Raw genomic sequence first — 13371 nt, 5'->3', positions numbered from 1 at the left:
GGAGTTGATAAAGAGATGTATATAATGACAGATCAAAAACAATGGAAAGGTCGAATAGACTCAACTACAAATACGAGCAGTTTCCGTTTACATCAAAAAGTAAAACGATTAGCTATTAATGATGTAAGCGCTTCAGAACAGAAAAATGCTGGCATTGTAGGTTTTATATGTGATGAAGGTGTACGCCGTAATCAAGGGCGTGTTGGTGCTGCTAATGGACCAAATGCAATGCGCGAAGCTCTAGCAAGCTTACCATGGACATTTGATGATCAACAGGAAATTATCGATGTTGGAAACATTATTTGCCTAAATCATGCGTTAGAAGATGCGCAACGTGAACTAGGCGAAGTTGTCCAAGGGTTACGAGCAAAAAACATGAAGTGTATTATTCTTGGTGGCGGTCATGAAACTTTATATGGCCATTATTTAGGCGTTCGTGCAGCACTACCAAAAGATGCTAGCATCGGAATTATCAATATCGATGCACATTTTGATTTACGCCCATATGATGAACAGCCTTCATCTGGTACAATGTTCCGTCAAATTTTAGAACAAGATCCACATGCGGATTATTTTGTACTAGGCATTCAGCGTTACGGAAATACAAGAGAGCTTTTTGACAAGGCACATGAGCTACAGGTGAAATATGTATTAGAAGAACAAATGACAGCAGAAAATCACACGAACATGATGAATGATTTACAGCAATTTATGGATAATCATGATTATATCTTGCTTACTTTATGTATGGATGTCGTTAACACTGCTTTTGCACCTGGTGTAAGTGCGCCATCACCTTTTGGACTAGATACAAAAACTGTTCGCTCTTTAATTCAGAAAGTAGCATCACATCCAAACACACATTCTTTTGATATATGTGAAGTGAATCCGTTACTTGATGAAAATGGTCAAACAGTCAAATTGGGTGCTTACTTTGTCTACGATGCACTCAATCACTTAATTAGGGGGAACGGTTCATGATCGAAATTAATCAAATTACTACCATATTTCTCGCAGTCGCTCTATTTGCATTCGGGAGCTTTCTTATTAATAAAATTAACTTTTTAAAGCGTTTCTGTATTCCAGCACCAGTTGTTGGTGGTTTACTGTTCGCAGCATTAGCAACCATTTTAAAAACAACTGGCGTTTTAGAAATATCTCTTGATACTTCATTACAAAGCTTATTTATGATTGCGTTTTTCACAACAATTGGGTTAGGAGCTAGCTTTAAACTTGTAAAGCTTGGCGGTAAACTACTTGTGATTTATTGGTTAGCTTGTGGCTTCCTTGCATTAATGCAAAACGTAATTGGTGTCTCACTTGCTTCACTTATGGGCATTCATCCACTAATCGGTATGATGGCTGGCGCTGTTTCGATGGAAGGTGGTCATGGTGCTGCAGCTGCATTTGGACAAACTTTAGAAGATTTAGGTATTTCATCAGCGATGACAATCGGTGCTGCTGCTGCAACATGCGGCTTAGTAGCAGGTGGACTAATCGGTGGACCGATTGTAAAATATTTAGTCGGAAAGTACAATTTAACACCTGATAAACAAGAAACTGAAGCAGTTGAATATGAGAATAAAAATGAACAAATAACATCTGATTCATTCTTTACACAGGTAGTAATCATAACATTTTGTATGGCTGTAGGAACGTATGTTGGAACTTTATTCTCAGAAGCTACAGGCTTTGTTTTACCAGGCTATGTTGGTGCAATGTTTGTCGCTGTATTAGTTCGTAACATTTTAGATAAAGTGAAACCTAACGCAATTAACATGAAAAGTATTTCTTTAATCGGTGACGTAACACTAGGTGTCTTCCTTTCAATGGCGTTAATGAGCATTAAACTATGGGAAATCGCTGATTTAGCATTACCTCTATTTGTAATTGTTTTTGTACAAGTACTATTTATCGTTCTATTTTGTATATTTGTATTATTTAAATTACTCGGCAAAAATTACGATGCTGCCGTAATGGTTGCAGGCTTTGCAGGACATGGCTTAGGCGCAACACCGAATGCAATGGCGAATATGTCTGCTGTTGTTCAACGCTTTGGTCCTTCTACAAAGGCTTTCCTTGTTGTACCAATCGTAGGCGCATTTTTAATCGATGTGTTTGGTATTCCTATTATTATTACAACGATTAATTTATTTAAATAACATGATAAAAGCCGTGCACCGTCTACATAAGACAGTTGCACGGCTTCTTTTATTATAGTAAAGAACGTACTAGATTTAATTAATGTAATATATCACTAACCGTTACGCATTCATACCCTTGTTTCTGTAAATAAACAATGACATTTTCTAGCCCATTAGCTGTCGTTTGATGAATATCATGCATTAAAATAATACTTCCGTCTTTTACAGATGCTTTAACATACGTTAGTATTTTATCGGCATTTCGATGCTTCCAATCGAGTGTATCTATCGACCATAAAATAGAAGGCATAGCTATAACAGATCGTACTTCGTCATTTGTAGCGCCATATGGTGGTCGAAAAACTGTAGGATATTGACCGATAGCCTCATAAATAGCATTGCTTGTTCGATCAACTTCTTGTTTCACACTTGCATTCGTCAAACTGGTTAGCTTCGGATGATTCCAAGTATGATTACCAATTTCATGACCTTCTTTATATACTTGCTCTACAATTTTGCCATTGCTAGCGGCATTTTTTCCAACCATAAAAAATGTGGCCTTCACATTATACTTTTTTAAAATGGCTAGTATTTGAGGTGTTACCTTGGCATCAGGACCATCATCGAAAGTTAAAGCTACTCGTTTTTTTGCCCCTTTTGCTACAGGAACACCTTTATTATAAACTTTATTATCAACTATCGTTAAATCTGTTAGCTCAGAAGCCTTTATGTAACCTTTTTGCTCGCCTGCTTCCACATATGCCCAACCTGCCACTATTGTATACTGCTGGACAATCGTTTTATTCGCTAGTGTACCTAGCACTTCACCGCTTGGACTCGCTGTTAAATGAATTACAGCCCCATTAGGAGCGTTTACCTGTTTTTTTGTTCCTGTTGGCTTTTTAAGTGCATTTGTTGCGACATAGCCAAATCCATGTCCGTATTGAACATACGACCAACCACCAGGCGCTGTACCATACACAACCAACATACTATTTTCATATAGCTGTCCGGCTTTTTGTGCATTTGGACTTGGATAAGTAAATAAGTTTGTGCCGCCTTTTTTAGCGACTACAGCCTTTTCAGGAGTTACCTCAGCTAATGTTGTTGCTTCTACATACCCTTCTAGCTGTGACATTTGGATATGTACCCATTCTTCATTCAAAGGTGTGGCTAACACAAAATTACCTTTTGTTACATGGCCGCTCACCTTACTTTCTGTTGAAGCTTCTACATAGACCGTTGCATCCTTTGTAACAAGTTGGATAGCAGCCGTACTCACTGTATTTGCAGAAGCATGCCCTACAACAGCAATACTGCATAAAAATACCCAAATGAAAGCAAATGGTAATAATTTCTTCATCATTCTACACCGCCTTTTACAATCACTGATGTCGTCTCCCGTTAAAATATGCTAAAAAACATAGGATTTGATTCTAATTATAGATGAAGATTTCATACCAGAAAATAGTAATAATCAACTAGATTTACTAATTGAAAATTTAGCTAGGAATGTTTTTTGATAATTTGAATCAACAGCATGCTGCTGAATTGTTTCTTCATGCTTTTGCAAAAATGCTTTTACCTTTCCTTCATCAAACAATTCATCGCCTTTGGGTAATGTGGAAAATAAATTTTCCATTTCATCAATTAAGACATCTCTCGAAATTTCATACAAGTCTCCGTCCACCTCAAAGCCGAAGCCTTTGGCATTTGGCACTAAAACGGCGCCCATCATTGTGTTATAAACAATTGCTTTATCTTTGGATATTGATGAAGAAAACCACTTACTTAATGCTTCATTATCATTTTTATAAATAACGCGGAGCACCTCCCCTCGCAAATCAAAGTGGTCGATTGTATCCCCATGTAAAAAGACTGTATTCGCAATTTTGCCAACATTCATCGCATCCCCCACATATGTGCCAATTAAAGGCTCCCAAGTGGCCTGCTCCTCTTTCACTTCAGGTGCTTGAGCAGTGCATCCTGTAATTAAAACTAAGCAAAAAAGAAAAGAAGTTATTATTTTTTTCATTGTTTTCCTCCTATAGTGCTTGATAAGCTGCCATTGCATCTTCTACATGGAATGGAGGGGTCCAAACATGCCCTTCCGCATTCGTCGTAACAAAAATAAATAATTCACCGTTCTTTTCCATTAAGGACGCTAAGCAAAGTCCTGCCTCAGGTGTATAGCCAGTTTTTCCACCAAGAATAGCACCTTCCACACCATCCATTTTCGTAAATAATGTGCTCGATATCGTTAATTCATTTGGCACTAATGTCGTATAACTTTTAGTAGTCAAAATTTGATAAAATGTAGGATTTTCAAGCGCATATTGAAAGAGCTTACTAATATCACGCACACTAGATACATGTGCAGCATGATGGAGCCCACTGACATTTTCGTAATGGGTATCATGTAACCCTAGCTCCTGCGCTTTATCGTTCATCATTGCCACAAATGCCTCCTCACTACCTGCAACGGCAATTGCAAGCGTAGCAGTTGCATCTGCACCAGATGCCAGTAATGTACCGTATAATAAATCCTCTATCGTCACAAAATCTCCTGCTTGAAAGCCTGCCATCGAAGCATTTTGCGCAGTATATTTTGCAATTGTTTGTGGTGTAACCATTGTTTGTGTTTGAAGATCTTTACTCGCCTCAATTGCTACGATTGCCGTCATAATTTTAGTTAATGATGCTGGAAAAATAATAGCATCTGCATTTTTTTCATATAACACATCTCCGTTATCGTTTAATAATAAAGCATTTTTACTATGTAACGAAGGTAGCTCAATGTCCACTACTTGTTCGTTTGTTTTATTAGTATAGAAAAATACTGCAACAGCACATATACAACAAAATAATACAAATTTTTTCATAAAAAAACGCCTCCCACACATTATAATAGGAGGCAATTATGAATATTCCTGTAGGAAATTTATGAAGAAATTCTTAAGGATTACTGTAGTCTCACATTATGTAATAAAACAAATGCTACTTATCAATAAAAATCATCAAATTCTAAAGAGATGTTTTGAATCTTTTTTTGTGTTAATTTAAAAAATACATCTTGTGAAACATCTAACTTTAGTGCATTTTCCTTTGCTAGATCAGCATAGACCCCACGTAAAATTCGCCCCGTAAGTCCATGTGACACAACAATTACTTTTGGTTCATCCCTTATGCTCTCAAGCCAATCTGTTAATCTGCTCACAACTGTGTCGTAGCTTTCTCCATTTGGCGCATTGAAAAACCAGTTATAATGATCTGTATTTGCAAAAAGATTCGGCCAAGTATGTTCAATTTCTTTCGTTGTTAAGCCAGCCCAATCTCCCACAGCCACCTCCGCTAGTCGATTGTCCTGCTCCACATTGTTAAAATCGTAGCCAATTGTATGACAAATAATTTCTGCGCTCTGTAAGGCCCTTCCTAAAGAGCTTGCAAATACTTTCCACTCTTGCGGATCACCAATTAAACTTTTCAACATGTCCGCATTTTGCTGAACTTGTTCGATGCCAACAGCCGTTAATGGTGAATCAAGTTCCCCTTGGTATCGTCCTTGTGTATTTAAAACCGTCTCTCCATGACGCAGTAAATAAATAATTTGGTTCAATCATATTCCTCCTCTACAATGCTAAAAGATAATCAGATTGTACAGGTAAAATTAAATGAGTACAAATAAATACATTGCGGCTAATAGCAAACAGAGCGGGCTATAAAACCACGTGTCATTTCTTGCAAACTGAGAATGTTTTATTTTTTTGAAAAACCCGACATATTTAAAATCCCCTATTGCTCGAATAAAAAATATAGCCGCACACACAATACAACCAAGTGTGAAAAAGGTGAATTGTTGAACATTTTGCAAATAAATTCCTTGAATAAACAACAATACTGCTGCGAATAGAAGTAGGAGTGCCACTAACAATGTTCCTATTTTTCTAGGGACAAAAACGGGTTCTTGCCCTCCCTTTTTTATAGGTAACACCACTTTAGAGCCCCAGCTCCCCCCACAAGCCCAATAAACATGTAACATACTAATGAGAAACAGGACAGTGACAGCCAATAATAGTAAACTTATAACCATTTATTCTCCTCCCATAACGTTTTAAAACATACTATATCGTATGTTTTAATTGTGAATTTGTCCCTCACATTTATGAGAGACATTCATCTTATATCTTTGCTAAAAGCTCCAGCATTGTTCCTATCGTGAAATTAGGATTCTCTTCAAACCTCGTCATCCAGCCTATATAAGTTAAATATGCAAGTCTAGCTCGCTCTAAAGCTTCAAAAGCGTTGTTTCCCTTTTTTTCATATAACAATGCAATACATCGAATTCTTTGTTCCTCAATATCAACTAGTCGACTTGCGACAATTTGGTCATATTTAGCCCAAGCATAAATGCCCATTTCAATTTTTTTATCGCTACTAAAACTAATTGTTAAGAGCTGTTCTAATGATGAATCCTCTTGCTCCATACTTTGAATGATTCGTTTTGTTGCATGCATTTCCCAATAATCTAACATCCCATCTAACAGTTCTTGATGATCCCGAAAATGATGATAAAAACTCCCTTTACTTATTTTCAGCAATCGCGCAAGCGTTTCAATACGAACTTTATGAATACCTGCATCCGCTAATTGGTGTAGACCTGCCTTGACCCAGTCTTCTCTCGTTAATTGCATTATGAAAACCCCCGTCAACATACACTACCGTATGTTTAATTTAGATTACGGTTAATTCTAAATTTTGTCAATCAAAAAGAGCATATAAAAAAGCCCCATAACAGTTTGTCAGGGGCAATGAGGTACTACGTCTAATCTTGTGTTTTACTACCTTTATGCACATCGATATTGTTATTAATCGTAATCTTAATGTGTAAAAATGTTGGTAAAACACACGCAAGAACTAACAGCAATGGCACTATTTTCTTCATCAAACTCTCCCTACTATATAAAAATCATCTATTTACTATATTAATAGTTCCTTGTATTTATGATTCTTAAAATAGTTGCAAAGCGTTGTGATTTTCATCCAAATAGCTTCTAAAACGTACTATCAAAAAGATTTTCAGAAATCGCTTGTACAATATCTGCATCAGTAAATTCCATCAGTTCATCTCTCGTAATATTTTGCTGCTGGATTAAACGATTCGATTGAATTGTCACCAGCTTTTCAAATACATTGCGAATATAACGGCCGTTTGAGAAATTTGGGATCGTTTCAACAGGAATCTGGTTTAATTGTGTTTTCATATGCTGTGCAAACGCGTCGCCATAACGATAATCGTTATTTTTACATAGCATCGCAAATATTTCGTATAGCTCGTCTGTGCTAAAGTTATCAAATTGTACAAAATGATTGAAGCGCGATTTGAAACCTGGATTTGCTTGTAAAAATTCCTCCATTAGCTCTGTATAGCCTGCCACAATGATTACTAGATCATCACGTAAATCTTCCATTGCTTTTAACAAGCTATCAATCGCCTCTTTACCAAATGCATCCTGCTTATCATTAATTAATGCATAAGCCTCGTCGATAAATAACACGCCACCTGTTGCTTTTTTCACAACTTCCTGTACCTTTAAGGCTGTTTGACCAACATAGCCTGCTACTAGACCCGCACGATCTGTCTCAACGAAATGCCCGCTGGACAAAACGCCAAGATGTTTGTATATTTGTCCAATAATGCGAGCAACAGTTGTTTTTCCAGTTCCAGGGTTTCCAGAGAATACGAGATGATACGTAATAGGGAAGCTCGTTAAGCCATGGTCAACGCGTAAGCTTTGAATTTTAATAAAGTTGATTAGATTATGTAATTCCTTTTTGGCATTTGGGAGCCCTACAAGCCCATCTAATTGCGCCTGTAGCTTATTTATTTCCCTCTCTATTTCAGGTGTGATACGCAGACGCTCGCCGTGGATAAATTCTCCACTATAAATTATTTTGCCATCTTCATTATAATAGTCACCACGACCATGCTTTTCCCCATTTACAAGGTCGCCAATATAGGATGCTTGCCCATTTGCATAATAAAGTGTGCCTTTCCCAGTCATAACATCCTCTTTAAATTGACCTTCCGCTTCAAGCGCACCTTGCCTTGAAAAGACTTTACCTTTCCCATGCTTCATATCTTCAAAAAAATAACCTTCATAGTGTAGAGCTGTTACACCCGATTGAAGCTCTATTGAAGTAGGCGTTTCTGGAACATAATACAGCTTCCCTGCCCCCTGCATATGGTTCCACATAAAATCACCTTCGTACTGTAAAAAACCACTCGGGTAATATTGTATACCCTTGCCTTTTTTCATACCATGTACAAAATCTCCCTCGAATTGCGGGCGATTTAAGTGCGGATACTGCTCCCGTAAATCTTTAAATGGTGCAATGACGTCCTCTTCATAATATAAAACGCCATAGCCATCCATTAAGTCATTGCGAAAATGTCCATCGTAATAAACCTTTCCATCTTTATATAAAATACCATGTCCTTGTTTTTTATTTTGAATAAATTCGCCTTGATAGATTATTTGACCTTTTAAATACATAATGCCGTTGCCTTGCTTCATATGATTGACGAATTCTCCCTCGAATAGCAACTCACCCTCCTGATCAAAAATCGTTCCCTTGCCATCATAAATATCATGGCCAAAATCGTTTTTCTTAACGCCACCACTGTACATTATCTTCCCATCTGGGTAAAAAAGCTCTTTTTCTTGATGATTATAGTTCATTTTATTGCCTTCCTTTATCAATTCAGTATATGCTCAATTATAGCGTGGAACAGAATACATATGTGTGAATTTTTAGAATTTAAGGAGAGTACCATGAAAAAAATTTATAAACTAATTTTAATTGTCCTATTCCCCCTAATTATTTTGTTTGTGACGACATCATTACTAACTCGAGATTCTACTTTCAATAAAGAAGTTATCGATCGACTTGATATCGAACAGATAAATGAAATTGAAATTATTCGTGCATCTGACGAAAAAACAATTACCATAAAAGATGCAGCGAAAATCAGTGAAATTATGCAGTTATTTGAGAACAAAGAAATTCGAAAAGTATTTTTTTCGAAGTCAGATTTTAAAGAGGCATACTGGTTAACATTACAGATTAATGATAATCGCGAAGTCGGCATACGCCTTGATGATGCAACACATCTATTTGTGTATTTATACGAGGAAAATTACATGAAAGACTATAAACTGTTAGACAAATTGGATACTAAGTATATTGAAGAATTATTTTAATATACGGTTAAAATTAGAAAGAATCCCCAGTAATTCATGAACAGTACATGGTGTAAGACGCAAAAACCGCGCATTGAATATTGCGTCTTACACTGTGCCCTAAAGTAGTTTTATTGGCAAATAGCATTATTAAACTAAATGTTTAACCATTGTGAAATAGCTACTTCCCGGAGGATAATCTTTTATTTCCCCAACAACTACATACCCTCTTGCTTCATAAAACGAGCGAGCTTGAAAATCATAGGTAGTTAATAATGCCTTTTTTGCCCCCATTTTGATTGCAGTTGCTTCAGCTTGAAACAGCAATTTTTCACCCAATCCCTGTCTTCGATATTCCTTACTAAACCAAAACTTATTAATTTCTAGCCAATCCCAATAAACCTCAGCTGTTAATCCGCCAATCCATTGACCATCATTTGAAACAATAACATTCAATGGCTGCACTGCCCCCTCTTTTCTTATTTCTTTATGGTAGGCAGAATGTTCATTATTAAACTCTCTTAAACTTGTATTTAGAAATGTGACAAATGCTTCATGATTTTCTAATAAAACTTCTACATTGTAATTCATCGTTTTTCCCCCTTCATACACTGCATAGCGGTCTCCCCTTGGATTATCGTTCGATATTTCTACTAATAAATTATCACTAGTTGCATACTTCATTCAACACCTATCGTTCATTACGTTTTTTCACAGTCATTATCGTTGCCATAACGATTGCTACCTTTACCAATAAAATTAGTACGTAAATACTAAAAGAAATGATCGATGGTAACAGCACTATCCACCACGACCATGTAATGACTTCAGTTAGCTTTAGCACAATAAAGACAATGGTTAAAACTTCTGCTACTCCCACAATCTCACCACCGTTAATCATTTATTTAGTACAAAGTATAGCCGATTCTTCTTATTTTTAGGAAGGCACTCTAAGGAACATAGAGGTATAAAATTCGTTTAAATAAAACAGGAGGGAATGTATGGAAATAACCTTGAATATATGGTCACTGATTTTTTTAATATGTAACATTATTTTATTTTTTATTGTAAGTTCATCCGCAACATGTTTAAGCTTTTTCATCGCTCATTTACATTTTCATCCTTTGAACGCTATATTGCTCCTAACAATAGGATGTTTCTTTCTAGCCCTTCTTGGGATGAAAGATATTAAAAATTGGACTACTTTAATTATTAGCTATATTACGATTACTTTAATTTTCATTGCAATTATCTCTTTTATATTAATCATTGGGCACTTATTAGGTTAGTTGGTACTAGCTACTTGTGCAACTGCAGATAGAATCATGTGAATCGCTCGTCATTAGGAACATGTTAAAAATTGTTAATAATCCAATTATTAACATTCATCAGTATTTCATTGCCTCGTATTGTTTTACAGTTATAGAGAGGTACTTACATAAAGTTGAGTATCAAAATAGAAATGAAGGAGGTTTCCTTTTAGGTTAAGGTAGAAATTCGAGTTTACTAAAAAGCACGACTATACTAGGAGGGAAATAAATGCAAACTCAGCTAATTCGAGAAAAATTTTTATTTTCAGATTTACCTGCAATGAATTCAAGTTATGACAAAGTGAGAGAAGCATTCAAAGAAAAATTCAAAGTAAATCCAGATGGTATTGCAGTAAATAGCGAAACTTATTTTAAAGGAGTTACGCCTGCAATCACTGAGCAATATGGCCACCCTTGCTACAAAACACTTGGTGACTTTACTTATACTAAAGGAGACGGGGCACCCCCTAAATCTGTCATTGTCGGTAGTAATATTGCTGTAAATCATGGGGATGAAGCAGCCACTATGACTTTAGAAGTTCAAGGCAGTTGGCAAAGTCAACAAACATGGTCTACCGAAAGTACAACAGGCTTAACTTTTTCTTCTAAATTTACAATAGAGGGATTTTTTGAATCAGGCATGGAATTCTCTGTTAGTACTACTATAGGGGAATCAAAAACTGAAACAGAATCAAAAACGGCAACTGCCAAGATAGAGGTAACAGTACCACCAAGAAGTAAGAAGAAGGTTGTTATAGTTGGGACATTAAAAAAAGAGACTATGCATTTCCGAGCACCGATTTTTGTCAATGGCATGTTTGGTGCAAACTTCCCTAAGAGAGTACAAGATCATTATTTTTGGTTCCTTAATGCGACAAGTGTACTCAAAAATACTTCTGGAGAAATATCTGGAACAATTAAAAACTCCGCCGTCTTTGATGTTCATACGGAGATTGGTAAAACAGAGCCTTTAACAGCTGAAGAATTAAGTGAATTTATGGCATTAACTAAATAGCTTTACTTTATCGGTGGGTTAACTCATACCCACCGATTTTACTATGGCTTAGAATAAAAAGAAATCACTGATAGGATCCTTCAACAAAAATTCAGCCCTTCATTAGGACAAAACTTCGTTAAAAATTTGTCCACCATCTTTTATATTAATTATTTTTAAACGATTCGTATTTTTAATAAAAATAGATTTATAAAGCTTTGTGCCATTTTCATCAATAATTAATAAAATACGTTTATCACGGGTATCGGTTACCTTTTCAAAGTGAATGCCGTCTTTATTGTCAATTTGTTCATTAATTTTGCTATATTCAGGTAATGAAGTCCATTCACTAAGGTCACTATTTTCCTTATCTTCACCTTGTACATTTTGTTCTGGCTGTACTGGTTGTTCAACCTGATCTTTTCCTTGTTGATTTTCCTGTTTCTCCTGCTGTTGAGAGATATCTTGATTTGTAGTCTCATTTTTTTCAGTTGCTTCATTATTGCTGCAAGCTGCTAACATTGTTACGACAGCACAAAATATTATCATTTTCTGAAACACGTTGCATTACATCTCCTTGTAGTCTCATAGTTTACGATAATCGCCTAATTATGCTATTATTTTTTTGTATTTTTAAGCATAAGGAGGAAATATTATGTCAAATAACACAATGAAGTGGACCATTATTACTGCTGTTTTAACAGTTTTCGTGTACATTGATGGCTTCTATTTGTGGGACATCTTTTATGTCACTATTCCTTTGGCGGTTTTATCATCTATAATTGCGATGGTAGTTACGTATAAAGAATTACGACCTGTTTATATGCTTTTAAACGTTTTATTCACATTTATTGCGATTGTCGCTTTTTTTGTTTTAAACAAATGACTTTACTATGGCTATCAATAGTTTGATAGCTATCATTGATTTATGTTACACATAGCTCTTCTATCTGCTGTTTACCCAAAATCCATCTAGTTTACTTGCCCGTTTCAGCTTGAAATATAATTATAGCTTTCATATAGTTTAAGTGTAAATCAAAAGCTCTAATTACGAACGTCTTTCTATCGTAGTTTTTTCTTTATTAACCACTAACTAATAATCGTTTTAGGTCACCTGTTGGTCACTTTTTAGTCACGATAGCAAAAGACCCCCCATCACTGAACCACCCCCCGATTGTTAGACACAATCTAACTGAACTGCCCCCCAATTGTTAGACACATCTAACAATTGGAGGTGCAGTTTTTCTATGGGGAAATTTACTGCTGAGGAAAAATTAGACGCTACTTTGCGGTATTTAAATGGCAAAGAAAGCTATAGAGAAATCGGGAAATCCATTGGCATAGATCATAAATCAATTGTTCAATGGGTGAAACTGTATGAATATCACGGCGTTAAAGCTTTTCTAAAACCATATACAAATTACACAGAGCAGTTTAAACTAGACGTACTTAATTATATGGCTGAACAAGGGACGTCCTTACATGAAACAGCGGCTATCTTTAATATAGCAACACATTCAACGATAAGAGTTTGGACAAATCTATTCGAAACACAAGGATTTGATGCCCTTCAGTCAAAGAAAAAGGGGCGTCCATCCATGAAGAAAGACTCTAATAAACAACCAAAACAAGCACCGGTAGAAGGCTCACCTGAAGCACTTCAAGCAGAAATCGACCGTCTA

16 protein-coding genes are annotated in these 13371 nt (G+C 36.0%); 6 read left to right on the top strand and 10 right to left on the bottom strand.

What is annotated here, in order from left to right; translation table 11 throughout:
- Window positions 1-15: 15 nt before the first annotated feature.
- Window positions 16-981: a formimidoylglutamase gene (gene hutG, locus ACIP9G_RS00080; RefSeq protein ID WP_401016379.1), complete on the top strand. Its 966-nt coding sequence runs from the start codon at window positions 16-18 to the stop codon at window positions 979-981.
- Window positions 978-2162 carry a sodium/glutamate symporter gene (gene gltS / locus ACIP9G_RS00075; RefSeq protein WP_401016376.1) on the top strand — a complete coding sequence of 395 codons (1185 nt, stop codon included), beginning with the start codon at window positions 978-980 and terminating at the stop codon, window positions 2160-2162. Before hutG ends, gltS begins: the two co-directional genes overlap by 4 nt.
- 79 nt (window positions 2163-2241) lie before the next feature.
- Here gltS and ACIP9G_RS00070 read toward each other — a convergent pair whose 3' ends face one another.
- From ACIP9G_RS00070 to ACIP9G_RS00040, 7 genes are all read right to left on the bottom strand, one after another.
- Window positions 2242-3510: a polysaccharide deacetylase family protein gene (locus ACIP9G_RS00070; protein WP_401016373.1), complete on the bottom strand. Its 1269-nt coding sequence runs from the start codon at window positions 3508-3510 to the stop codon at window positions 2242-2244.
- Window positions 3511-3621: 111 nt separating this feature from the next.
- Window positions 3622-4179, bottom strand: a complete 558-nt coding sequence (locus ACIP9G_RS00065; protein ID WP_401016370.1) for a hypothetical protein — start codon at window positions 4177-4179, stop codon at window positions 3622-3624.
- Between the two features lie 10 nt (window positions 4180-4189).
- Window positions 4190-5026: a D-alanyl-D-alanine carboxypeptidase family protein gene (locus ACIP9G_RS00060; protein WP_401016368.1), complete on the bottom strand. Its 837-nt coding sequence runs from the start codon at window positions 5024-5026 to the stop codon at window positions 4190-4192.
- A gap of 122 nt (window positions 5027-5148) precedes the next feature.
- Window positions 5149-5760, bottom strand: a complete 612-nt coding sequence (locus tag ACIP9G_RS00055) for a histidine phosphatase family protein (RefSeq protein WP_401016365.1) — start codon at window positions 5758-5760, stop codon at window positions 5149-5151.
- 51 nt (window positions 5761-5811) lie between these two features.
- The gene (locus tag ACIP9G_RS00050) at window positions 5812-6234 is read right to left on the bottom strand and encodes a DUF3995 domain-containing protein (protein ID WP_401016362.1); all 423 of its coding nucleotides are present in this window, start codon (window positions 6232-6234) and stop codon (window positions 5812-5814) included.
- Window positions 6235-6322: 88 nt separating this feature from the next.
- Window positions 6323-6835 (bottom strand): TetR/AcrR family transcriptional regulator, encoded by a 513-nt coding sequence (locus tag ACIP9G_RS00045; RefSeq protein ID WP_401016359.1) that lies wholly within the window; start codon window positions 6833-6835, stop codon window positions 6323-6325.
- Between the two features lie 360 nt (window positions 6836-7195).
- Window positions 7196-8884, bottom strand: coding sequence for an AAA family ATPase (locus ACIP9G_RS00040; protein WP_401016356.1), 1689 nt, complete (start codon window positions 8882-8884; stop codon window positions 7196-7198).
- A gap of 93 nt (window positions 8885-8977) precedes the next feature.
- Here ACIP9G_RS00040 and ACIP9G_RS00035 point away from each other — a divergent pair, with 93 nt between their 5' ends.
- Window positions 8978-9406, top strand: coding sequence for a hypothetical protein (locus ACIP9G_RS00035; RefSeq protein ID WP_401016353.1), 429 nt, complete (start codon window positions 8978-8980; stop codon window positions 9404-9406).
- A 129-nt stretch (window positions 9407-9535) separates the two neighbouring features.
- On the opposite strand, the gene ACIP9G_RS00030 is transcribed toward ACIP9G_RS00035, so the two are convergent.
- A complete protein-coding gene (locus tag ACIP9G_RS00030; protein ID WP_401016350.1) occupies window positions 9536-9976 on the bottom strand; it encodes a GNAT family N-acetyltransferase in 441 nt (146 codons plus the stop codon).
- 100 nt (window positions 9977-10076) lie between these two features.
- Window positions 10077-10265, bottom strand: coding sequence for a transmembrane Fragile-X-F protein (locus ACIP9G_RS00025; RefSeq protein ID WP_401016347.1), 189 nt, complete (start codon window positions 10263-10265; stop codon window positions 10077-10079).
- Between the two features lie 659 nt (window positions 10266-10924).
- Here ACIP9G_RS00025 and ACIP9G_RS00020 point away from each other — a divergent pair.
- Window positions 10925-11710 (top strand): hydralysin-2, encoded by a 786-nt coding sequence (locus ACIP9G_RS00020; protein WP_401016345.1) that lies wholly within the window; start codon window positions 10925-10927, stop codon window positions 11708-11710.
- A gap of 102 nt (window positions 11711-11812) precedes the next feature.
- Here ACIP9G_RS00020 and ACIP9G_RS00015 read toward each other — a convergent pair whose 3' ends face one another.
- Entirely contained in the window at window positions 11813-12250 is a 438-nt protein-coding gene (locus ACIP9G_RS00015) for a hypothetical protein (protein ID WP_401016342.1), read from the bottom strand.
- Window positions 12251-12344: 94 nt separating this feature from the next.
- On the opposite strand from ACIP9G_RS00015, the gene ACIP9G_RS00010 reads away from it, so the two are divergent.
- Both ACIP9G_RS00010 and ACIP9G_RS00005 read left to right on the top strand, forming a co-directional pair.
- Entirely contained in the window at window positions 12345-12575 is a 231-nt protein-coding gene (locus tag ACIP9G_RS00010; protein ID WP_172771310.1) for a hypothetical protein, read from the top strand.
- A 361-nt stretch (window positions 12576-12936) separates the two neighbouring features.
- Window positions 12937-13371, top strand: a 435-nt coding sequence (locus ACIP9G_RS00005) for a helix-turn-helix domain-containing protein (protein WP_401016337.1), incomplete at its 3' end; no start/stop codon positions are given.

It is taken from the genome of Lysinibacillus sp. NPDC093197 (genome assembly GCF_044754025.1).
Classification (GTDB): domain Bacteria; phylum Bacillota; class Bacilli; order Bacillales_A; family Planococcaceae; genus Lysinibacillus.
The sequence above is the reverse complement of the archived record's forward strand: the minus strand, read 5'-3'. Positions and strand labels throughout refer to the sequence as shown.